This is a genomic window from Zoogloea sp. (genome assembly GCF_017302315.1).
Classification (GTDB): Bacteria; Pseudomonadota; Gammaproteobacteria; order Burkholderiales; family Rhodocyclaceae; genus Zoogloea.
In genome coordinates this window covers 1-21,532 of record NZ_JAFLDT010000069.1, presented here as the reverse complement: position 1 = coordinate 21,532, position 21,532 = coordinate 1, and the positions used below count along the sequence as shown (strand labels likewise).

The window sequence follows — 21,532 nt, the reverse complement described above, 5'->3', positions numbered from 1 at the left end:
CCAACGCCAAGCTCTCCAACGAGAGCTTCGTGGCCCGCGCCCCCGCCGCCGTGGTGGCCCAGGAGAAAGAGCGCCTGGCCAACTTCAGCGCCACCGTCGACAAGCTCAAGCCCCAGCTGGCCAAGCTCGCCGAACGCTGAGTCCAGCGCAGCGCAGCATGAAAAAGGGGAGCCAGTCGGCTCCCCTTTTTCATGCTGCCATCCATCAACGCCTACTTGCGGCGCAGAAAAAACTCAAAGGCATTGTCAGGCAGGTCGGCCTGGGATACCAGCTCATTGCCCGTCTGCCGCGCAAAGGCCGCAAAATCCTTAGAAGACCCGGGATCGGTCGCCAGCACGTGCAGCACCTGCCCCGGCTGCATCTCGGCCAGCGCCTTCTTGGCGCGCAGGATGGGCAGCGGGCAGTTCAAGCCGCGGGCATCCACTTCCTTGTCGAAATCCATTGTGCAGCTCCATCATGAAAGGCATTCAAGACAGGATTCTACCTGTTGCCGCCGATCCCGGAACACCGGGCGCATGGGCGTATCCCCTGAGAAACCGAAGCTTGAGTGTGAAATAATGACAGGCGAACTTCACCCGGGACATACCGACCAGCCCGCCGCGCGGCACAATGAACCCTGTGGCTCCGCGTCAGCCAGGGAAATTCCACTCTGCCCATTTTCCGAGGTATTGCACGATGCGCTCCAACATGCTTCAAACCGTTCTCAACGACCTCAATGGCACGTCTGCGGACATCGAGGCCTCGGCCATCATTTCATCCGATGGCCTGATGATGGCGGCCCTGCTGCCCAATACCGTCGACGAAGACCGGGTCGGTGCCATGAGCGCCGCCATGCTGTCCCTCGGCGACCGCACGGCACGGGAACTCTCCCGGGGCAACCTCGACCAGGTGCTGATCAAGGGCGAGAAGGGTTATGTGCTGATGGTCCAGGCCGGCGCGGATGCCGTGCTCACCGTGATGGCCAAACCCAATGCAAAACTCGGGCTGGTGTTCCTTGACGTCCGCCGGGCCGCGGATGCCATCGGCCGCATCCTGGGCTGACGGACATCCGGCAATGGATGACATGGTCGCCAGCAACGAAGCCTGTTCCGCGCATCTCCTCACCTTCGCAGACGGCAGCCGGCGTCAGGTTTACGTGACGGGCGTCGAAACGCCCTACCCCCGCGGCAAGCTCATTGTTTCCCGCACGGACACGCGCGGCATCATCACCCAGTGCAATCCGTCCTTTGTGGACATGTCCGGCTATCCCGCCGCCGAGCTGATCGGCCAGCCCCACTGCATCCTGCGCCACCCCGACATGCCCGCCGCCGCATTCCGCGATCTCTGGGACACCGTCCAGTCCGGGCGCCAGTGGAACGGCTACGTCAAAAACCTTCGCAAGGATGGCGGTCACTACTGGGTTTATGCAACCGTGGTCCCCAACGTCCGCGACGGCATGATCGTCGGCTACACCTCGGTTCGGCGGGAGCCCTCCCGCGACAAGGTCGCCGCCGCCGAAGCCCTCTATCGGGAAATGCGCTGACCATGGCCTTCAACTTCACCGTAAGCCCGAGCTTCCCCAACGAGCGCATTTCCGACTGGTATATTTTCAATACCTGGATGCAGCGCAGCCTGGATCTGCCCATCCACCTGGAGCTTCACAACGACTTTGGCGCCCAGCGGCAGGCCATCGCAGCGGGCAAGGTGGACATGATCTACGCCAACCCCTTCGATGCATCGCTCCTTGTCCGGGAACAGGGCTTCCGTGCGATCGCACGCCCCGAAGGCAAACCCGATGAAATGGTCATCGTCGTGGCGGCCGACAGCCCTACACAGGCCGTGCCCGACCTTTTGGCCGGCAGTCGCATCGCCTGTGCCGACGATCCCTGCGTCAACACCATCGGGCGCATCCTTCTCGAACCGGCCAACCTCGACGGCAACAATACAACCGAACTGCGCCGCGAGACCTACATCCAGGTGGCCAAGGCCCTGCTCCGCGGAGATGCCGACCTCGGTTTCATGCCCGTAGAGGCCTTTGAGAATCTCTCGTCCCTGGTGCGGCGCGACTTGAGAGTCCTGGTTGCCAGCCAGATCCAGGTGATCCACCATGCTTTCCTGATCGGCCCCATCCTCTTTGAGCACGCGACAGCCATCACCGGGCTGCTGCTGTCCATGCATCAGTCCGACAAGGGTCAGGCCATGCTCACGGCACTCGGCGCCCAGCGCTGGCAGGCATTGGAGCAGGAGGACGTGGAGTTCATGATCGATATCATCTCCACGCTGACCACGTGACGCCCTTCCTGATTGATCCCGATGCCCCCGGGCGCATTCTCCCGCCGGCCCCACCGGCAGTTTTCGGCCTGCCGGTGCGCACCCTTGGCATCGCCTCCCACTGGTGCAGCCCGGCCACAGGGGCCTTGCTGGCTGCCGAGGTCGGGCGTCGGCCCCGCAACCTGCACACCCATCTGCAACGGATCTCCCTGTGGACCGACCTCGATGACAGCGCTGCCGTCACGGCGGCAATCGTCGATTTCTGGATCGTCCTGGGCCCCTGCGGCAGGGCTTTGCGCCAACGTGTCCTGCAGCGCCACGCCACCACCCTTGCCGCTGCCGGGCTGGCCGACTACCTCAGCGCGCGTCTTGAACCCGGCCTGGACAGGCATGACCCACAGGTCGCCTGCCCCGGCAGCGTGCTGGCCAGACCGGTCGAGGGCAGCCTCCGGTTCATGCGCCACTCTGCCACCGCAACGGATCTGCCGTGACCCCCTCCAAGGCCGCGCCCCCGACGAGCGGAACCTGCGCCCTCCACCTGCTTCACGTGGGCAGCATGGACGCAAGGCTTATCGGACTGTCCATCGAGCGCCACTGGACGCGCGCCGTACACCTCGTCGACACCCTCGAAGAGGCGCACGTCGTGCTGGTGGACTGTGATCGCCCCGGCATCGAGACTGCCCTCGAACGTCTCGCCGGAAATCCGCGGATCGGAATCGTCTATTACGCCTTCCACCCCCGCGACCACGCGTCGCGCTTTCACCCGCGGCCCGTCCTGGGCAAGCCGCTCAATCTCGAGTCCTTGCCGTTGACGCTGGCCCAGGCCAGGGCCGACGCGTCACGCCTGATCGCTGCGGCACCACCGCGGGCACCGACAGCACGCCAACCCCCGCCCCACCCGCACACCGCGCCACACCAGCCGCCGCCCATGCCGCCGGCACCGCAGGGCCATAGCCTCATGGGCGAGGACGAACGGGATTTCTGCGGCGCCATGGATGACATACCGGCCGCGCAGGGCGGTGCACTGCCCGACAAACTCTTCTTCGACCCGGACGATTACCTCGTCGGCCGCCTGCACAAGGCCCTTGCCCAGGCCGGTGCCAGCGGGCGCCCCCATGTCATCGCCGGCTTGCAGCGCCTCATCGGCATCCAGTCCCGGCCGCAGCCCGTCTGCGTCACAGCCTTCCGCGAGAACCAGTTACGCCCACTGGCGATGACCCAGCTCCCCGAGGCGACCGGGCGCATTGTCAGCACGCCAATCATCGACGATGCCACAAACTCCCTGGTCCATTTCGCCGCTGAGGACTTCCTGTGGAACGCCGCGGCCTGGGCCGCCCGGGGACGCCTGCCCAGCGGCACCAATCCCTACCTGCCGGTCCGACTCCGGGCCTGGCCGAACTTCACAAGCGCGTGCGTTTCGCCCCACGCCCTGCGCATTGCCGCCCTATGGACCCGGGTGCCGGCCAGTCCGGTCGACATCGCGACACGCCTTGGCATCCCGCATCGCTACGTGTTCTCGGTGTATTCGGCAGCCCATTTTGCCAATCTGCTCGACACAAGTTTCCAGCCCGAGCAGACTGCTGCCGCGTCGCCCCCTGCTCCGCCCATGCCCGAACGCCAGGCACGCCCCTCCATCCTTTCCCGAATCCTCAGAAAGCTCCGCGATGCGGTCTGAACGTGCCCGCCACAACAAGATCATCTTCTCCGGCACCGTTGGCGCAGGAAAGAGCACTGCGATCAACGCCCTCAGCGACATTCCGACGGTCAGCACCGAAGCGGTCGCCAGCGACGACACCGCCCGCCTCAAGCGCACCACCACCGTCGCCATGGACTATGGCGTCCTCAACCTGCCCAGTGGCGAGAAGGTCATGCTCTACGGCACCCCTGGCCAAGAGCGCTTCAGCTTCATGTGGGACATCCTGTCTGAAGGCGGGATCGGCCTGATCCTGTTGATCAACAACGCCAACACAGCCCCCCTGAAGGATCTGGAAGGCTATCTGGCCGCATTCAAGCAGTTCATATCCGGCACGGCCGTGGCCATCGGCGTCACCCACATGGACCGGGCCCCCGAGCCCGCTCTGGACGCCTACCGCAGTCATCTGATCGCGCTTGGAATCACACCGCTGCCTGCCGTATTCCGTGCCGACGCCCGCAAGCGGGAGGACGTGGCCATGCTGGTCAAGGCGCTCTTGTACACCCTCAACCCCGGATTGAGCGATGCTTGAAATTGTTCCCGGCTCATACCTGACCGTTACCCCTTACGGCGCGTGGCGTGCCGTGTCCCGCAGTGATCCGGGCATGGATCGAGGCATCCTGCTCGGCGTACTCCAGGAAGCCATGAGTCCCTTGCTGAGCATGGAAGCCCTGCGGGCATGGACCCCGGGAGCGACGCGCGACGAAGCCTTCGAAGTGTTGCTCAAGCTCCAGGAGGAAGCCTGCCTCGAAGCCTGGCCAAGCCCCCGCATGGCGCCCATCGGCACCCTTGAGTCCACCCTTCCGGGCCTTCTGGCTGCCCTCAGCGACACGGGGCAGGCGGTGCTCGCAGACCGGATGGGTTTCTGCCTCGCCATCGCCGGCTACCCCAGTGACACCGGCGAGGCCCTCGCCGCCGTCGGTGCGGACATCCTGTCCGTTGCCGAACGCCAGGCTCAGGCCTTGTCACGCCTGGGAGAACACCTCCTGGATGGCTGGGGCAACGTGGATGCAGCCGGCATCAGCGGCCTGAGCTTCTGGCCGGTACATATCGGCCGGACACGCCTTGCCCTCGCGGTGAGCGGGCGACCGCGCTTCAACCAGCGCGCCTTCGCAGAGCTCGTATGGGCGCTCTATGTCCGCTACGGCAAGGTCTGATTTGCATGCAACTTCGCGGCCCTGATCAACCCACACCTCCGTAATGCAGGCCGTGCACCCTGTACGGGCGCGCACCCCGGAGCGGACTCCGACCGCCGGAGACAAACGTCACACAGGCCCCGAGGCCACCATCAACGCTGCTCGCGTCGCTCCCGGAGCTGTTCGGCCAACAGCGCCCGCACTTCCCTCAGCCGCGAATCCACAGCCGAGTGCTCAAAGAAGTCCCCGTCCTTTGCTGCCTGGGCGAGGGAGAACTGCTCGGCAGCCGCGGCATAATTGCCCTGAATGGCATACAGCTCGCCCAGCGAGCGGTGCTGGGCCAAACGCAGACCGAGCACGGACTCCGCCCGCGACCGCAATTCCCACAGGAAGCCATTGTCCGGCGTGGTCAGGATCTCCGCCTTGACCAGCGCCAGCGCCTCCGCAGGACGACCGGCGTCGATCAGGGCCGTGGCCTCGCCATAGAGCAGTCGCAGGGACTGGGGAAAGCGCCCCCTCCCCTCACGAAAAACCCTCGCGGCGCCCGCATGGTCACCCCGTGCCAACAAAAGGTCGGCCTCCAGTCCCTCGATCATTGCCGACGAGGGTGCCAGCTTGCGCAAGGCCACCATCGCGCGCTCCGCCTCGCCCATCCGCCGCGCCCCGAGATAGGCTCTCACCAGCGCATAGTGGGCTGCCGCCGATGCCCCCTCCCGCTTCACGTTGGCCTCAAGCTCGCCGAGTAATTCGGGGGAAGCCTGCTTGCCCACCCGTAACTTGGCCCGGACGAGCTGAAAATCGAGGGAGTCCGGCACCTGCCGATAGGGCATCTGCATCACCCGCCCCTCCATTTCAGTGATCCGGTCGGCAGTCAGCGGGTGGGTGCGGAGATAGGCAGGTGCGCTGTTCTCATAAAGACGGCTGTTCTTCTGCAGGCGCTCGAAGAAGCTGGCCATACCGCGCACATCAAAGCCCGCCGCGGAGAGGTTCTGCACCCCCAGCCGGTCGGCCTCGTTCTCGAAATCCCGCGAATAGGCCAACTGGGAACTGATTCCCGCGGCCTGCCCTGCCATGATCGCCGCCTGGCTGACCTGGGCGCTGGATTTGGCCGCCAGCACTGCCACCAGCAGGGAAGCCAGCATCAGCATGCCCGTCCGCCCCTGCTGCCCGACCATGCGTGCAATGTGGCGCTGGGTGACATGGGCGATCTCGTGGGACAGCACACCCGCCAGCTCGGACTCGGCCTGGGCTGCCAGGATCAGACCAGCATGCACACCGATCTTGCCCCCCGGCATGGCGAAGGCGTTGAGCGAAGTGTCGTTGACCCCGAAGAACTCAAAGGACAGCCCGGCACCTGCACCCGCCGACACCAGGCGATCGCCCAGGGTATTGAGGTAGTCCTCAATCTCCGCATCGCGCAGATAGGCGGGATCGTGCCAGCGGATATCACGCATGATCTGCGTCCCGATCTTCTGCTCGGCCAACGGCGACAGATCGGCGGACGCGCTGTCCCCGAGATCGGGCAGGCTCTGGGAATAGCTGCGCGGCACCAGGGCCAGGCACAGCAAGGTGGCGATCAGACGTTTTTTCACGGTGCTATGATACGCGACCCCGCGAACGGTTCCCGCAGCCCCATGACTGACGCCCTCACCCACTTCGACGCCCACGGCCAGGCCCACATGGTTGATGTCTCGGCCAAGTCCGAGACCCGCCGAGTCGCACGTGCCGAAGGACGTATCGTGATGCAGCCCGACACCCTCACCCGCATCCTGGCGGGCGACAATCGCAAGGGCGACGTCATCGGCATCGCCCGTATTGCGGCCATCCAGGGGGCCAAGCGCACCGCCGACCTGATCCCCCTGTGCCACCCGATTCCCCTGACCCGCGTCGCAGCCGACTTCACCGCTGAGGGCAACGACACCATCCACTGCACTGTCACCGCCGAGACTGTCGGCCGCACGGGCGTCGAGATGGAAGCCCTCGCCGCCGTTCAGATCGGCCTGCTCACCATCTACGACATGTGCAAGGCCGTTGATCGCGGCATGACCATGACCGGCATCCGCCTGCTGGAGAAGGAAGGCGGCAAATCAGGGCACTGGAAAGCGGAGGCCTGACCGCATGCAACGACGTGACTTCCTGCAAGCCTTTGGTAGTGCCGCGGCACTCGCGCCCCTGGTCGTCGCCGGCCTCCTCAGCCCGACACGCGCTTTGGCGGTAAGCTTCAACCGCGCTGCCTTCGAGGCCAGGACGGCAGCCGATGCCCTGCGCCTGATCGGCGCCGCCGGCGCCGAAACCAGCCGCGACATCCAGCTCAAGGCACCCGAGGTGGCCGAGAATGGTGCCGCCGTCCCCATCGAGGTTGCCAGCAGCATCCCGGGTACGACAAGGCTCTCCATTCTCATCGACAGGAACCCCCTGCCCCTGGCCCTGCAGTTCAATTTCGCAGCAGAAGCCACCGCCCGCTTCCAGGCCAAGCTGCGCATGGCAGAAAGCTCCCGCCTGCGTGTGGTGGCAACCGCGGGTGGCAAGCACTACACCGTGTTCCGCGAGGTGAAGGTCACCGTCGGCGGCTGCGGCGACTAAAGGAAGCACACCCCATGTCCGAACCCATCAAGATCCGCGCCACCGTCAAGGGCACCGAGGGCGAAGTCCGTGTACTGATGCCCCACCCCATGGAGAGCGGGCAAAGGCGCGACCCGGCCGGGCAGGCCTTGCCGGCACACTTCATCACATCCATCACCCTCAGTCTCAACGGCCGCCCCGTCATCGAGGGGGCACTGGGCACTGCCGTCTCCACCAACCCGCTGTTTGCCTTCCAGTTGCAGGGCATCAAGGCCGGCGACAAGGTCAGCATTGCCTGGCTCGACAACAAGGGACAGAAGGGCAACGCCGAAGCGGCGTTCGCGGCGGGTTGAGCAGGCCCCTGACAGCGCCCGCGGCGATGTAATACGGGCGCGCAAGACAGGGGCGCGCCACGGGGCTAGAATCGGGCGCAATCACCGCCTTCCCGGCGGTGGTGATGTCTCCACTTCCGCCGACGGCCCCCATGAGCCACGAAATCGAACTCAAGCTCACCCTCCCGCAAAAGTCCCTCGCTGCCCTGCGCCGCCACCCGCTGATCGCGGACGCCCCTCGTGAAGGGCGCACCTGCACCCTCGAAAACACCTATTTCGACACCCCGGAACTCGAACTGCGCGAACGCCGCATGGCCGTGCGCACCCGCAAGGCGGGCAGCCGATGGCTGCAAACCGTGAAATGCGCCGCCGAATCCACCGGCGGCCTGTCCTCACGCCCTGAATGGGAACAGCCCTTTGCCAACGGCAGCTTCGACTTCTCGGCCATTGACCGGGACGACGTGCGCAGCCGTCTCGAAAGCCTGCTGCCACACCTGGTGCCGGTCTTCACCACCCGTTTCAAGCGCGAAACCTGCGTTCTCTCCCCCCGTGAAGGTGTGCGCGTGCTGGCCATGATCGACAGCGGCAACATAGAGGCCAAAGGCCAGTCACGCCCCCTGTGCGAATTGGAGCTCGAGCTTGTTGAAGGCGACCCCCGGGATCTGTACGCGCTTGCACTCCAGCTCGCCGAAAGCCTGCCCCTCACCCCCGAAAACGTGAGCAAGGCCGAACGCGGCTACCGGCTGTTCTCCAACCACGCCCTGCGCCCCGCCAAGGCCCGCCCGTCGCGCCTGAGCGCCGAGCAGTCCCCGGTGGACGCCTTCCGCATCATCGGCTTCGACTGCCTGTCCCTGTGGCAGGCCAACGAATCGGGCGCCCGGGAAAGCGACGATCCGGAGTTCATCCACCAACTGCGCGTTGCCCTGCGCCGTCTGCGCTCGGCCCTGCGCCTGTTCGGCCCGGCCCTGCCGGCCGAGTTCGTCGTGCGCTGGTCTGACGGACTCAAGGAGGCCGCTGATGGACTCGGCGCCGCCCGGGACCTGGACGTGATGCTGGCCGAAGTGCTCAGCCCGGTGGCCGAATCCGGCCTTGCCGATGAAGCCACCCAACGCCTCATTGCCATGGCCGTCGACCGTCGCGACCGGGAAAAGACTGCCGCACGCGAGCAGCTACTGGCCGCCAGCCATGGTCGCCAGATGCTGGCCCTGGCCTCCGATCTCTACGCCCTGCAGAGCGACTCACTGGTCAAGTCCGCCAACCTCACCACCTTCGCCCGCCTCCAGCTCACCCAGCTACGCAAGCGCGCCCGCAAACGCTATGGCGCTGCCGCCGACCTGCACCCCGACAAGCTCCACGAACTGCGCGTGTCCCTCAAGCGCCTCCGCTACGGCATCGAGTTTCTGCTGCCCCTGCTCCCCGAGAAAGCCACCGTGCGCTTCGCCAATGACATTGCCGACATCCAGGAGACCCTCGGCTACCTCAATGACGAAGCGGTTGCCCGCACCCGTCTCAAGGCTTGGGCCGGAAAAGACCCGGAACTGCGCAGCGGCGCAGCCTTCGTCGCAGGCTGGCATGCGCCGCGGATAGCCCGCCTGCGCAGGAACATCCTGCCCGCACTTGAGCCCATCCTGTGGGGTAAGGCACCATGGCGGCGCTGACGGATTCATCGGCCGGTAACATGCCGGCCCCAGACTCCCGGCCTCTTGATAAAAAGAACGAGGGGAGAAAGACAATGGACCTGCTGCTATGGCGCCACGCCGAAGCCGTGGACGGAATACCGGACAACACGCGGGAACTGACTGAAAGGGGCTTGCGCCAGGCCCATAAGGTGGCGGAGTGGCTGGACAGCCGCCGCCCCAAGAAACTCAGGGTACTCGTCAGCCCCACCACCCGCACTCGCCAGACGGCCAGCGCCTTCACCCAGAGCTTCGAAGTCGTACCCGCACTTGCCCCGGGAAACGACATCGCCGATATCCTCGGCGCCTGTGGATGGCCTGACGGCGGCGGCGCAGTCCTCATCGTCGGCCACCAGCCCGAACTCGGCCGCCTCGCCTCCCTCCTCCTCTCCGGCCAGGAAGCCGACTGGACCATCAAGAAGGGCGCCCTGTGGTGGTTCTCCAACCGCGTCCGCGACGACGAAACCCAGACCGTGCTGCGGGCGGTAATGCCGGCTGATTTGGTCTGAGTCCGTTTTTTCCTCGGCAGCCCTCCCGGAGCCAGGACGCCGAATGACCGTCCATGGGGTAGAGTCCATTCAACCTCGCAGGAGGGTGAAGCGGCGCTGGTCGTTGATCCCCAGCATTTCCCGGCGTCGCACAGCGGAAAGGGCTGCGCGTCAATGACGTTGCCCGCCCCCCAAATGATTGGGCAACAGATGGGCCCGTCGCGCCGATGAAAAAACGGCCTGCAAGCACCGCCTGCAGGCCGTTTCCCGTTTCAGGGCTGAGTCTGACGAATCAGACCGACAGCGCCTTCACGTGCTGGATCACCTCTCCGATGGCCTGCTGGGCAGAGCCGTAGAGCAGACGGGTGTTGTCCTTGTAGAACAGGGCGTTCTCGATACCTGAGTAGCCGGTGCCCTTGCCGCGCTTTACCACGATGACGTTCTGGGCCATGTCGGCGTTGAGAATGGGCATGCCGTAGATCGGGCTGGACTTGTCGGTCCGCGCCGACGGGTTGACCACGTCGTTGGCACCGATCACCAGGGCCACGTCGGCCTGGGCGAAGTCGCCGTTGATCTCTTCCAGATCGAAGATCTTGTCATAGGGCACCCCGGCCTCAGCCAGCAGCACGTTCATGTGGCCGGGCATGCGGCCCGCTACCGGGTGGATCGCAAACACCACCTCGACACCCGCCTCTTCCAGCAGCTCGGTCATCTCCCACACCTTGTGCTGGGCGCCGGCCACAGCCATGCCGTAGCCCGGCACGATGATGACCTTACTGGCGTAGCGCATCAGGGCTGCCGCATCCATGGCGCCGACCTCCTTCTGCTCGCCCTCCACGGCCTCGCCACCGCTGGCCACACCGGTCATGGGTGTGAACAGGATGTTGCTGATCGGCCGGTTCATGGCCTTGGCCATCAGCTGGGTCAACAACGTACCGGCCGCGCCGACCACGATGCCGGCAATGATCAGCGCCGGGATGCCCATAACGAAACCTTCGAAGCCGACCGCCAGCCCCGTGAAGGCATTGAACAGGGAGATCACCACCGGCATGTCGGCCCCGCCGATGGGCAGGGTGATGATGACGCCCAGCAGCAACGCGAGCACAAAGAAAGCACCCACCAGCAGCGGGTCAATCGTCGGCGCGATCACGATAGCGCCACCGACGGCCACCGTCACCAGTGCCAGCACGATGTTCACCGCGTTCTGGGCAGGCAGCCGGAAGGCCTTCTTCATGACCCCCTGAAGCTTGGCCCAGGCCACCACCGAACCCGAGAAGGACACGGCGCCGATCAGCGCGCCGAGGGTGGCCAGAAGGGTCACCACGGTACCGTGCATCTCGCCGCGGGCGAATTCGACCGCGGCAATCGCGGCAGCCGCACCGCCACCCATGCCGTTGTAGATGGCCACCATCTGCGGCATGTCGGTCATGGCGACCTTCTTGCCGGAAATCCACGCCACCGCACCACCCAGGGCAATGGCAATGACCATCAGGGCGAAGTTGTTCATGCCCGGGGTGAGAAAGGTGACGACGGTGGCCAGCACCATGCCGACACCGGCCCACACGATGCCCTTGCGTGCCGAAACCGGCGAGCTCATGCCCTTCAGGCCGAGAATGAACAGGATCGCGGCGACGAAGTAGCTCGCGTCAATCAACCACTTGATCGCCATTACTTCTTCTCCTTTGCCTTGAACATGGCCAGCATACGTTCGGTCACCACGTAGCCGCCCGCCGCATTGGCCGCCCCGAGCAGCACGGCGACAAAGCCGATGGCCTGCTCAAGCGGGGTTTCGGCCTGGCCGAGGGCGATCATGCCGCCCACCAGCACCACGCCATGTACAAAGTTGGAGCCCGACATCAAGGGCGTGTGCAGGATCACCGGCACACGGGAGATGACTTCATAGCCGGTGAAGGCCGCCAACATGAAGATGTAGAGTGCAAGCATTCCATCCATGGGAAGCGCTCCTTAAAGGCCCAGCGCGGCCTTGACACCCGCGTGGCGGAGTTCGCCCGCGTGGGTCAGGCATGCGCCGGACAGCACCTCGTCCTCCCAGTCCAGGGCCAGGGCCCCGTCCTTGATGAAGGGCGAGATGAAATTGAACAGGTTCTTGGCGTACATCTCGGAGGCATGTACAGGCATGCGACTGGCAATGTGGGTCGGGCCGATGATCAGCACGTCCCCCACCCAGGTCTTCTCACCTGTCACCGTACCGGCCACGTTGCCACCGGTTTCGGCTGCCATGTCCACCACAACGGAGCCGGGCTTCATGCGCGCCACCATTTCCGCGGTGACGATGACCGGCGCCTTCTTGCCGGGAATCGCCGCGGTGGTGATGAGCGCGTCGCACTCGGCAATGGCCTTGCCAAGCTTGTCGGCCTGCTGGCGTTTCTCTTCGTCCGTGAGTTCGCGGGCGTAGCCCCCCGTACCCGCAGCCGACACCCCCGTATCGACAAACTTGGCCCCGAGCGATTCGATCTGTTCGCGGGTCTCGGGGCGCACGTCATAACCGGAGACCATGGCCCCCAGGCGCTTGGCGGTGGCGATGGCCTGCAGACCGGCTACGCCGGCCCCGATCACCAGCACCTTGGCCGGACGGATGGTGCCGGCCGCATAGGTGAGCATGGGGAAGAACTTCGGGCTGTGATCAGCGGCAATCAACGCGCATTCATAGCCCGACACGGCCGCCTGACTGGACAGCACGTCCATGCTCTGGGCACGGCTGATACGCGGCAACAGCTCCAAAGCGAAACAGGTGATCTGTTTCTGGAGCAACAACTCGACGCGCTCGCGGCTCGACCACGGCTGCTGCAGGCCGACCAGCACCGTACCCGGCTTGAGCTGGGCCAGGGCTTCGAGCCCGAGGGGCTGGACCTGCAGGATCACGTCGGCCGTCTGCAGCACCGACTGGGGCTCGGTCGAAAGTTCCGCCACGCCGAAATCTTCGTCTCGGTAGTAGGCCGTTTCGCCGGCACCGACCTGAAGCTGCAGTGCAGCTCCAAGCCCTTGATATTTCTTGGCAACGTCCGGAACGAGCGCGACACGGCGCTCACCCGGCGTAAGCTCTTTGGTCACACCGATGACCAGAGGCATGGAAGCTCCTAAGGGTAGTTGGAATTTTGATATCGTCGCGAGAGGGTTTCGGCGACAAGACACCTTGGCTGGCACATCTCCGGCAAACTCCCCGGATACACCACCCGGTTCATGAATAAAATCCAATATCTCTTCCGAACAGCGCGAAAAAGATGCGAAAGTCTAGCAAAAAACGAACCCGCTTCCTCCGAAAATTGGGATTGCCGCCCGGTTCGTTGGTGCATGTCGGCGAGATCAAGACCGTCAAGCCGAGTATCACCTTGATTGAATACGATGCCCGCGGCGTGACCGAAACGCACTTCGACTCCCTGGAAGCGTCCCGCCTTCACCAGCCAACCCGGGAAAAGCTGTGGCTCAACGTCCACGGCCTCCACGACCCTGCGGTAATGGCCGAGATCGGACGGCGTTTCAAGCTGCACCCCCTGATCCAGGAGGACATCCTCAACACCCAGCAGCGTCCCAAGAGCGACGAATTCTCCGACTACATCTACATTGTTGCCCGCAGCTTCGACTTTGACGCCGAAAACCGCAGCCTCAACTCCGACCAGGTCAGTGTCGTCCTCGGCCGAAATTTCGTGCTGACCTTCCAGGAGCGCGCCACCGGCAACTTCGAAGCCATCCGCGAACGCCTGCGCGCAGAAAACGGTGCCATGCGCAGCCACGGCTGCGACTATCTGGCCTATGCGCTCCTCGACACGCTCGTCGACCGCTACTTCGTGATGCTCGACCACCTGACCGATCAGGCCGAGGATCTGGAAGAACGGGCCCTGAGCAACCCCACCCCCTCCCTGCTCGCCGAAATCAATCGGGTCAAGCACGAGGCCCTGCTCCTGCGCCGGGCCCTGTGGCCCCTGCGCGAAGTGCTCAACAGCCTGTCCCGGGCCGACAACGGCTTCTTCACGCCGGACACGCGCCTCTATCTGCGCGACATCTACGACCACACCGTCCACGTGCTCGAATCCCTGGAGTCGGTGCGCGATCTGCTGGCCGACCTCCTCGACATCTACCTTTCCAGCGTCAGCAACCGCCTCAATACCGAAGTTCGTATCCTCACCGTGCTCACCACCCTGTTCATGCCCGCCACGCTGATTGCCGGCATCTTCGGCATGAACTTCCGTCAGATGCCCCTGCTCGACGAGCATGACGGTTTCAGGCTGGCTTTGGGAATGATGCTCGGCGCGGCAACCGTGATGGCCGCCGCATTCTGGCGCAGAAACTGGCTGAGGACTCGCTAACCGCCCATGCCCGCGTAGTCGGTGCGGGGGCGGTTGGGCACTTCCACCAGCTTGACGATGGCCAGCGAAATATTGTCCCCGCCCCCCCGGGCACGCTGGCGAGCCAGCTCGATCAATGCTGACGCGGCGTCCCGCGGGGATTGGCTGGCGAGGATGGAGCCCGCCTCTTCCTCACCAATGTAGGCCCACAAGCCATCCGAACACAGCAGAAAGGCATCCCCCCCCACCAGCGGCGACACATGCCCCACGTCCACCCGGGGCTCCCGCTCGGAACCCAGGCAGGACAGCAGCACATTGCGGTTGGGGTGGCGCAGGGCACCCTCGGAGTCAAGACGCCCCTTGCGCACCAGCTCCTCCACCAGCGAATGATCGGAACTGCGCGACACCAATGCCCCCGAGCGGAAATGGTAGAAGCGGGAATCGCCACAATGCGCCCAATCCGCCCGATCAGGCTGCATCATGAAGACGACCGCCGTGCTGTGAGGGTCCTGTTCGCTGGTGAAACGCGTCAGCTTGATGACGATATGCGCCTCGTCAATGATGCTGCGCAGCAGATCAGGGGCGCTCTCGGATGCCGGCGCGAAAGACTCGAAGTTCTGGCGGGCCTTCAGGATGACCTGCTCGGCCGCCATGGCACCACCGGAATGCCCCCCCATGCCATCGGCCAGCACTGCCATCAGGGTGCCCTTGCGGCTTGGATGGGCAAAAACGGCCGCACGGTCCTGCTGCTCCGTCCGGTCGCCGGTATGCTTGGCAACACAGGCTTCTGCCTGATAGCGCTTCTTGGCGCTTGTCGTTTCAGGGTCGGACAGGGATGAAAAGCTCGGATTCAGCATGATCTACTGAAGACCGGCAGAAAACTGACGTTCGCACTGGACGCAGGTCTTCCGCCCGGCTGGACTCCAGGACACCGGGACGGACTTGATGGGATGACAAGCAATTTCTGGCATTCGGGCGATAGGGCGATCAAGCTGTTCAACGCAAACACTCTGGCTGTTTAACATGGCAAGAATGTCCCAGCAGTTTAACTGTTAATTTCTTTCAAACGGAGGACACCCTTTACCTTTTAGGTTCTCTTCGTGATTTTTTCATCGATCAGCTCAATCCAATGTTGAACGGGTAGGCTCGAGCCGGCGCCCAGATGCTCGATGCAACCGATGTTGGCCGAGACAATCCGCTCGGGGCGGTCTGCCTCCAGGGCAGACAGCTTGTTGGCCCGTAGCTGCATGGACAAGGATGGCTGCAACAGCGAATAGGTGCCGGCCGATCCGCAGCAAAGATGTGCATCGGCAACGGGCGTGAGCGTATAGCCGGCAGCGCCCAGAATTCCCTCCACGACACCGCGGACCTTCTGGCCATGCTGCAGGCTGCAAGGCGCGTGAAAGGCGATCTTCCCGACCGACCGGGGGGCGCCGCAGCCCGCCAGGACGTCCTGCAGTGCCGCCGCCTCGGCAGCCAAGACCTCGGCCGGGTCGCGGGCCATGGCTGCCACGCGGGCAGCCTTCCCGGCATACGCCGGGTCGTCCCGGAGCATGTGGCCGTAGTCCTTCACCTGCACGCCACAGCCCGAAGCCGTCACAAGGATGGCCTCGACCTCCCCCGCCGCAATGTCCGGCCACCAGGCATCGATGTTGCGCCGGGCATCGTCCCGGCCACCGTCCTGATCATGGAGGTGAAAGCGGACGGCGCCGCAACAGCCCGCCGCAGCCTGCTCCACCAGTGAGATACCAAGCACATCAAGCACCCGGGCCGTGGCCGCGTTGATCGAAGGGCGCATGGAAGGCTGCACGCAGCCGGCCAGGGCAATCATCCGACGCGCATGGCGGGGGGGCGGCCAATGCCCCGCCGGGGGTGCATCCGGCACCTTTCCGGCCAGCACGCGGGGCAACAATGGCTTGAACAGACGTCCCATTCCCATCGCCGCGCCAAACAGCCCGCTGCTCGGCACAAGCCCCTTGAGGGCCTCGCGGAACAAGCGGTCAGCCCCCCTGCGCGGCACCTGCCGCTCCACTTCGTGACGGCCGATATCAGCCAGACGTCCGTACTCCACACCCGATGGGCAGGTGGATTCGCAGGCGCGGCATGTGAGGCAGCGATCCAGATGCAGGCGCGTCTTCTCTGTCGCGGGAGTGCCCTCCAGAACCTGCTTGATCAGATAGATGCGTCCCCGAGGGCCGTCCAGCTCGTCACCAAGCAACTGATAGGTGGGACACGTGGCGGTGCAGAAACCGCAATGCACGCACTTGCGCAGGATCTCCTCGGCCTCGCGGCCTTCAGGTGTCTCACGGATGAAATCGGCAAGATGCGTCTGCATGCCTAGAGCCCTTCGTACAGGCGGCCAGGGTTGAAGACCCCCGCCGGATCGAACGCGTTCTTGAGATTGCGCTGCAGCGCCAGCATGGGCGCCGTCAGCGGATGGAACACGGCGCCCTCGCGCACGCCGTTGCGGAACAGGGTGGCGTGCCCTCCCAGGGCAGCCACCCGTGCCCGTATCACTTCCGGCGACAGGCCGGAGCACAGCCAGCGCTGAGCGCCGCCCCACTCCACGAGCTGGGCACCATCCAACTCGATGGCGAGGGCGTCACTGGGCAGAGACAGACGCCATAGGGGCGCCTGGGACGACAGGCACTGCGCGCCGGCAAAGAAGGAATCCGTATGCTCGCGCAGCGCACGCCAGCGCGCCTCGGCGACGGCGTCGGGAATGCGCTCACCGCCAAGTCGTCCGATAGCCGCCTCCACCGCCGCGGCCGCACCGGAGAGGCGCAGTTCAAGGATCCCGTCGTGCCAGACGCTGGCCGAGATCGGCAGGGGCTGCCCGCCCCACACGTTGAGCTGGTGCAGGGCAGCCGCTTCGCCCATCTCGAAGCGCAGGCTGGCCTCAGCGACCGGTCGTGGAAGAACCTTGAGGGACACATCGACGATCAGACCAAGTGTGCCAAGACTGCCAGCAAGCACCCGGGATACATCGTAGCCGGCCACGTTCTTCATGACCTCACCGCCGAAGCGCAACACCTCGCCTCGCCCGTCAATCATGCGGACACCGAGGATGAAATCGCGCACACCGCCCACAGCAGCCCGCCGCGGCCCGGCCAGACCGGCGGCAACGCAGCCACCTATCGTCGCCCCGGGCCCGAAATGGGGTGGTTCGAAAGCCAGCATCTGGCCTTGGGCCGCCAGCGCCGCCTCCAGTTCGACCAGTGGCGTCCCGGCACGCACCGTCACCACCAATTCGCTTGGCTCATAGTTGATGATGCCGCGGCAGGCCCGCGTATCGAGGAGCTTCCCCTGCTCCGGCCGGCCATAGAAGCGCTTCGTCCCGCCACCGCGCAGGCACAGGGCCTGACCGCAAGCCGCAGCCTCCCGGACACGCTCACTCCACTGCAGAATCAGATCGTCCACGCTCATCCGCCTCTTGCCTGCTGGCTGCCCGCTCTTCGTCCCTGCGTCGCTGCACCAGCCGACCGGCCGTGCGCAGCCCCATCCAGGTGCCCACCAGGGACAACACCGGCACCGCAACAAACAGGAACTGCAGCCATCCTTCGGAAATCACATCCACCCCTTGATCGTCAGAAACGCGGCAGATCCGGGTGCGCCACCGGCTGGCCTGCCCCCATCCGCTCCCGGCCGTACTCCGCGCATCGGTTAAGTGTCGGGATGGCCTTGCCCGGGTTGAGCAGACCGGCCGGATCAAACGCCGCCTTGACCCGATGGAAGGCGGCGATCTCCGGGGTGGCAAACTGGCTGCACATCTGGTTGATCTTCTCGATGCCAACCCCGTGCTCGCCCGTGATGGTGCCGCCCAACGCCACCGACAGCTCCAGGATCTCGGCACCGAAGGCCTCGGCCGTATGCTGGTCGCCGGGTTTGTTGGCGTCGAAAAGGATGAGCGGATGCAGGTTGCCGTCGCCAGCGTGAAAGACGTTGATGCAGCGCATGGCGTACTTCTTCTCCATCGCCTGGATGGCCTTCAGCATTTCGCCCAGGCGCTTTCTCGGGATGGTCCCGTCCATGCAGTAGTAGTCCGGAGAGATCCGCCCAGCCGCCGGAAAAGCCGCCTTGCGGCCGGCCCAGAAACGCAGGCGCTCGGCCTCATCCCGGGACACGCGAACCTCGGTCGCACCGCTCTGCTCCAGCAGGGCTCGCACCCGCCCGACTTCTTCAGCCACCTCCTCGGGCGTGCCATCGGACTCGCAAAGAAGTATGGCCTGGGCCTCGAGGGGATAGCCCGCATGCACGAACTCCTCCACTGCAGCGGTGGCGGGCTGGTCCATCATCTCCAGCCCCGCCGGAATGATGCCGGCAGCGATGATCCCGGCCACGGCATCCCCGGCCTTGACCACATCGTCAAAGGCTGCCAGCAGGCACTGGGCGAGCTGGGGCTTGGGGGTGAGCTTGACCGTGACCTCGGTCACCACCGCCAGCATGCCTTCGGACCCCGTGACCAAAGGCAGCAGGTCGTAACCCGGTGCATCCAGCCCCAGGCTGCCAAACTCGACGATGTCACCGCAGATGGTCACACCCCGCACCTTGAGCAAGTTGTGGATGGTCAGGCCGTATTTGAGGCAATGCACCCCACCGGAGTTTTCGGCCACGTTCCCGCCGATGGTGCAGGCGATCTGGGACGAAGGATCGGGGGCGTAATACAAGCCAAGGGGCGCAGCAGCCTCGGAGATCGCCAGGTTGCGCACCCCCGGCTGCACCACCGCCCGCCGCGCGTGGGCATCAATGGCGATGATCCTGTTCAAACGCGCGAGGGACAGCACCACACCGAAGCGGTGGGGCTGGGCGCCCCCGGAAAGACCGGTCCCTGCACCCCGCGCCACCACCGGCACCCCCTGCCCCGCGCAGATTTTCAGGATGTCCACCACCTGCGCCTCGGAGTCCGGCAACACCACGACCAGCGGCAACTGGCGTAGGGCCGCCATGCCGTCGCATTCGTAGGGGCGCAGGTCTTCCGGGTCGTGGAGCACGTGGGCCGCTGGCAGAACGCCCAGCAGGGCCTGCACCAGGCGCCGTGCATCGACCCGGGAGAAGTCCCGCTCGATCCGGCCATAACCGGGGATATCCAACTGCTCGCCCATCACACGTCCTCCTTATCCTCGTGCCGCATGCGGGGTAGGCACCACCACCCCGAGCCGTCCTGCAGCACTGAGCAGATGCCTCTGCGCCGCCTGCCGTGCCGCTTCGACGTCTCCGGCGGCAATCGCTTCAAAGAGCGCCCGATGCTCGTCCCGGGCCGCCCTGGCGAGGCCCCGGGAAACCCCCTCGGCGCTCCAGGTTGGGGCCCGGGAGGCAGAAAACTCCTGGCTCACAAAAGCGACGAAACGACCGATCAGGGGGTTGCCGCTTGCCGCAGCGATGGCACAGTGAAAATCGTCGTCTGCAGTGGCCCCGTCCTCGCCACGATCCAGGGCCACATCCATGCGCGCCAGGGCCGACGCAATGACTTCCAGTTGCTCGGGTGTACGCCGCAGCGCCGCCCGCTCGGCCGCCGCCACCTCGACGATCAGGCGCAACTCGAATATATCGAGGGCACCGTCAGCCTCGGCGAGCCCGGGGCCCATGCGGAAAATACCCGCCCCGAGGCGCCGGGCCACGAAGGCCCCCGCCCCTTGGCGGCTCTCCACCAGGCCCTCGGCCTTGAGGCGGGCAATCGCCTCCCGCACGACGGCGCGACTGACTTCGAACTCCTCGGACAGACGGGCCTCAGTCGGCAGACGCTCACCCGGCGCAAAGGCCCCACTGCGGATGCGCCTGTCCAGTACGGCACCCACCTCCTCGGAGAGGCGATGGGGTCGGAGGATGCGAGGCAGGCGATCTGGCGTCATTTGTCTACTTGTCAGACAACTTTCTTCGCAGTCTAGAAGACAAGCCGGCAATAGGCAAAAGCAGCCTGCTTAGACGGCGTTCGACTACCCAACTCCCTGTTCACGCGGCGAGGGCCCCGGTGCGACCAACAGGCCATCCGGAGCTCGCCTTGTTAATCTACCAACTAGTAGATAATATTGAAGAGCACTTCCATATATATGTAGAGACACCCATACCCAAAGGAGGAATCACGTGATCAAACTGGCAAGCACGCTGGCCTGCGCCATCCTGCTGACAACAGCGGCGGCGACACCTGTCCTCGCCGCTGAACGGACCACCGACCCCCTGGACTCACCCCGCTGGAGCGACATGGAGAAGGGCATGCTCTCCGGCGCCCCGTATGTCTTTGACGCCCGCGTCCGGGTTGAGGCCCCGACAACGGCGGAAAACCCGCTCAATGTCCCCATCACCATCGACGCCACGGCCCTTGCCGATGTAAAGGAGATTCTGGTCTTTGCCGACTTCAACCCCATCCTGGAGATCCTGCGCTTCTACCCCGATGCGGCCCCGGCCTACATCGGCTTCCGCGTGAAGTTGCAGCAATCAACCCCCGTCAGGGCCGCAGTACGCACCGGTGACGGGGTCTGGCACGTGGGCGGCACTCTTGTGAATACGGTGGGAGGGGGCTGTACGGCGCCCTCCATGGGCTCTACGTCGTCCGAATGGCAGAAGCGTCTCAACGAAGTCACCACCCGGACCTGGAATGAAGGGCCCATGTCAGGTCGACTGCGCATGCGCATCATCCACCCCATGGATACTGGGCTGATCGCCGGCATTCCCCCCTTCCACCTCGAATCCGTAGTCCTCAGCGACGAGGCCGGACGGCCCCTGGCCCGGCTGGAGGTCTCGCAGCCCGTCAGTGAGAACCCGGTATTCACCCTCAGCCGGGGCAGCAACGCGGGTGCCCTGCAGGCACGCGGAAGGGACAACAACGGCAACACCTTCAACGTGAGGATTCCCCAATGAGACGCCTCCTCGCAACACTCCTCGCCTGCCTGTCCTTTCAGGCCTGGGCCGCCGGCTTCGACTACCTGCTCACCCCCGTGGCCATCGCCGAAGGCGTGTATTCCTTCGTGGGAGAGCTCGCCGACTTCAATCCCTCCAATGGCGGGAACATCGTCAATACGGGCTTCATCGTCGGTACCGAAGGGGTCGTCGTCATCGACACGGGGCCATCCCGACGATACGGCGAGCAGATGCGC

General features: G+C 65.0%; 26 protein-coding genes and 1 pseudogene. 16 read left to right on the top strand and 11 right to left on the bottom strand.

Annotated elements, in window-relative coordinates:
• Positions 1 to 140 (top strand): hypothetical protein (locus J0L98_RS21630; RefSeq protein ID WP_365954978.1); only part of this gene is annotated, 140 nt, incomplete at its 5' end.
• A gap of 71 nt (positions 141 to 211) precedes the next feature.
• Here the strand turns inward: J0L98_RS21630 and J0L98_RS16895 are convergent.
• Complete coding sequence (locus J0L98_RS16895; RefSeq protein ID WP_296403850.1) at positions 212 to 442, bottom strand: sulfurtransferase TusA family protein; 231 nt, start codon at positions 440 to 442, stop codon at positions 212 to 214.
• 245 nt (positions 443 to 687) lie between these two features.
• On the opposite strand from J0L98_RS16895, the gene J0L98_RS16890 reads away from it, so the two are divergent.
• From J0L98_RS16890 to J0L98_RS16860, 7 genes are read left to right on the top strand one after another with little or no spacing between them, the layout of a single operon-like run.
• Positions 688 to 1,041: a roadblock/LC7 domain-containing protein gene (locus J0L98_RS16890; protein WP_296403852.1), complete on the top strand. Its 354-nt coding sequence runs from the start codon at positions 688 to 690 to the stop codon at positions 1,039 to 1,041.
• Positions 1,042 to 1,054: 13 nt separating this feature from the next.
• A complete protein-coding gene (locus J0L98_RS16885; protein ID WP_296412997.1) occupies positions 1,055 to 1,522 on the top strand; it encodes a PAS domain-containing protein in 468 nt (155 codons plus the stop codon).
• Between the two features lie 2 nt (positions 1,523 to 1,524).
• Complete coding sequence (locus tag J0L98_RS16880; RefSeq protein WP_296412995.1) at positions 1,525 to 2,271, top strand: phosphate/phosphite/phosphonate ABC transporter substrate-binding protein; 747 nt, start codon at positions 1,525 to 1,527, stop codon at positions 2,269 to 2,271.
• Positions 2,268 to 2,741 (top strand): hypothetical protein, encoded by a 474-nt coding sequence (locus J0L98_RS16875; RefSeq protein ID WP_296412994.1) that lies wholly within the window; start codon positions 2,268 to 2,270, stop codon positions 2,739 to 2,741. Before J0L98_RS16880 ends, J0L98_RS16875 begins: the two co-directional genes overlap by 4 nt.
• Positions 2,738 to 3,925 carry a hypothetical protein gene (locus tag J0L98_RS16870; RefSeq protein ID WP_296412993.1) on the top strand — a complete coding sequence of 396 codons (1,188 nt, stop codon included), beginning with the start codon at positions 2,738 to 2,740 and terminating at the stop codon, positions 3,923 to 3,925. Before J0L98_RS16875 ends, J0L98_RS16870 begins: the two co-directional genes overlap by 4 nt.
• Positions 3,915 to 4,475: an ATP/GTP-binding protein gene (locus J0L98_RS16865; RefSeq protein ID WP_296412992.1), complete on the top strand. Its 561-nt coding sequence runs from the start codon at positions 3,915 to 3,917 to the stop codon at positions 4,473 to 4,475. Before J0L98_RS16870 ends, J0L98_RS16865 begins: the two co-directional genes overlap by 11 nt.
• Positions 4,468 to 5,100 carry a hypothetical protein gene (locus J0L98_RS16860; protein WP_296412991.1) on the top strand — a complete coding sequence of 211 codons (633 nt, stop codon included), beginning with the start codon at positions 4,468 to 4,470 and terminating at the stop codon, positions 5,098 to 5,100. The genes J0L98_RS16865 and J0L98_RS16860 overlap by 8 nt, the downstream gene beginning before the upstream one ends.
• 131 nt (positions 5,101 to 5,231) lie before the next feature.
• Here the strand turns inward: J0L98_RS16860 and J0L98_RS16855 are convergent, their stop codons facing one another.
• Positions 5,232 to 6,671 (bottom strand): M48 family metalloprotease, encoded by a 1,440-nt coding sequence (locus J0L98_RS16855; protein WP_296412990.1) that lies wholly within the window; start codon positions 6,669 to 6,671, stop codon positions 5,232 to 5,234.
• Positions 6,672 to 6,713: 42 nt separating this feature from the next.
• Here J0L98_RS16855 and moaC point away from each other — a divergent pair, with 42 nt between their 5' ends.
• The 5 genes from moaC (at position 6,714) to J0L98_RS16830 (ending at position 10,158) form a co-directional block, all read left to right on the top strand.
• Entirely contained in the window at positions 6,714 to 7,193 is a 480-nt protein-coding gene (moaC, locus tag J0L98_RS16850) for a cyclic pyranopterin monophosphate synthase MoaC (protein ID WP_296412987.1), read from the top strand.
• Between the two features lie 4 nt (positions 7,194 to 7,197).
• Positions 7,198 to 7,662 (top strand): thiosulfate oxidation carrier protein SoxY, encoded by a 465-nt coding sequence (gene soxY, locus J0L98_RS16845; protein WP_296412986.1) that lies wholly within the window; start codon positions 7,198 to 7,200, stop codon positions 7,660 to 7,662.
• A 14-nt stretch (positions 7,663 to 7,676) separates the two neighbouring features.
• Entirely contained in the window at positions 7,677 to 7,994 is a 318-nt protein-coding gene (soxZ, locus tag J0L98_RS16840) for a thiosulfate oxidation carrier complex protein SoxZ (RefSeq protein WP_296412985.1), read from the top strand.
• Positions 7,995 to 8,098: 104 nt separating this feature from the next.
• On the top strand, positions 8,099 to 9,631 hold the full coding sequence (locus J0L98_RS16835) for a CYTH and CHAD domain-containing protein (RefSeq protein ID WP_296412983.1): 1,533 nt from the start codon (positions 8,099 to 8,101) through the stop codon (positions 9,629 to 9,631).
• A 74-nt stretch (positions 9,632 to 9,705) separates the two neighbouring features.
• Entirely contained in the window at positions 9,706 to 10,158 is a 453-nt protein-coding gene (locus J0L98_RS16830; RefSeq protein ID WP_296403878.1) for a histidine phosphatase family protein, read from the top strand.
• Positions 10,159 to 10,429: 271 nt separating this feature from the next.
• On the opposite strand, the gene J0L98_RS16825 is transcribed toward J0L98_RS16830, so the two are convergent.
• Genes J0L98_RS16825 through J0L98_RS16815 form a run of 3 tightly spaced genes read right to left on the bottom strand, consistent with a single transcriptional unit; the run spans position 10,430 to position 13,227 of the window.
• Positions 10,430 to 11,806: an NAD(P)(+) transhydrogenase (Re/Si-specific) subunit beta gene (locus J0L98_RS16825; protein ID WP_296412981.1), complete on the bottom strand. Its 1,377-nt coding sequence runs from the start codon at positions 11,804 to 11,806 to the stop codon at positions 10,430 to 10,432.
• Positions 11,806 to 12,090 (bottom strand): NAD(P) transhydrogenase subunit alpha, encoded by a 285-nt coding sequence (locus J0L98_RS16820; RefSeq protein ID WP_296403893.1) that lies wholly within the window; start codon positions 12,088 to 12,090, stop codon positions 11,806 to 11,808. Before J0L98_RS16820 ends, J0L98_RS16825 begins: the two co-directional genes overlap by 1 nt.
• Before the next feature lie 12 nt (positions 12,091 to 12,102).
• Positions 12,103 to 13,227 carry an NAD(P) transhydrogenase subunit alpha gene (locus J0L98_RS16815; protein ID WP_296412980.1) on the bottom strand — a complete coding sequence of 375 codons (1,125 nt, stop codon included), beginning with the start codon at positions 13,225 to 13,227 and terminating at the stop codon, positions 12,103 to 12,105.
• A gap of 194 nt (positions 13,228 to 13,421) precedes the next feature.
• Between J0L98_RS16815 and corA the strand changes: the two genes are divergently transcribed.
• Positions 13,422 to 14,462, top strand: a complete 1,041-nt coding sequence (corA, locus tag J0L98_RS16810; protein WP_296412979.1) for a magnesium/cobalt transporter CorA — start codon at positions 13,422 to 13,424, stop codon at positions 14,460 to 14,462.
• Here the strand turns inward: corA and J0L98_RS16805 are convergent.
• From J0L98_RS16805 to J0L98_RS16780, 6 genes are all read right to left on the bottom strand, one after another.
• Positions 14,459 to 15,298, bottom strand: a complete 840-nt coding sequence (locus J0L98_RS16805; protein ID WP_296412977.1) for a protein phosphatase 2C domain-containing protein — start codon at positions 15,296 to 15,298, stop codon at positions 14,459 to 14,461. The genes corA and J0L98_RS16805 overlap by 4 nt on opposite strands.
• A gap of 230 nt (positions 15,299 to 15,528) precedes the next feature.
• A complete protein-coding gene (gene glcF, locus J0L98_RS16800) occupies positions 15,529 to 16,776 on the bottom strand; it encodes a glycolate oxidase subunit GlcF (RefSeq protein WP_296412976.1) in 1,248 nt (415 codons plus the stop codon).
• A gap of 2 nt (positions 16,777 to 16,778) precedes the next feature.
• Positions 16,779 to 17,867, bottom strand: a complete 1,089-nt coding sequence (glcE, locus tag J0L98_RS16795; RefSeq protein ID WP_296412974.1) for a glycolate oxidase subunit GlcE — start codon at positions 17,865 to 17,867, stop codon at positions 16,779 to 16,781.
• Positions 17,833 to 18,012 (bottom strand): hypothetical protein, encoded by a 180-nt coding sequence (locus J0L98_RS16790; protein ID WP_296412972.1) that lies wholly within the window; start codon positions 18,010 to 18,012, stop codon positions 17,833 to 17,835. Before J0L98_RS16790 ends, glcE begins: the two co-directional genes overlap by 35 nt.
• Positions 18,013 to 18,028: 16 nt before the next feature.
• Positions 18,029 to 19,543, bottom strand: a complete 1,515-nt coding sequence (locus tag J0L98_RS16785) for an FAD-linked oxidase C-terminal domain-containing protein (protein WP_296412971.1) — start codon at positions 19,541 to 19,543, stop codon at positions 18,029 to 18,031.
• A gap of 12 nt (positions 19,544 to 19,555) precedes the next feature.
• Positions 19,556 to 20,290: a FadR/GntR family transcriptional regulator gene (locus tag J0L98_RS16780; protein WP_296412969.1), complete on the bottom strand. Its 735-nt coding sequence runs from the start codon at positions 20,288 to 20,290 to the stop codon at positions 19,556 to 19,558.
• Positions 20,291 to 20,522: 232 nt separating this feature from the next.
• On the opposite strand from J0L98_RS16780, the gene J0L98_RS16775 reads away from it, so the two are divergent.
• Positions 20,523 to 21,296, top strand: a complete 774-nt coding sequence (locus J0L98_RS16775; protein WP_365954971.1) for a quinoprotein dehydrogenase-associated SoxYZ-like carrier — start codon at positions 20,523 to 20,525, stop codon at positions 21,294 to 21,296.
• Positions 21,293 to 21,532, top strand: a pseudogene (locus tag J0L98_RS16770) (MBL fold metallo-hydrolase); the annotation flags it as partial. The gene J0L98_RS16775 and the pseudogene J0L98_RS16770, both read left to right, overlap by 4 nt.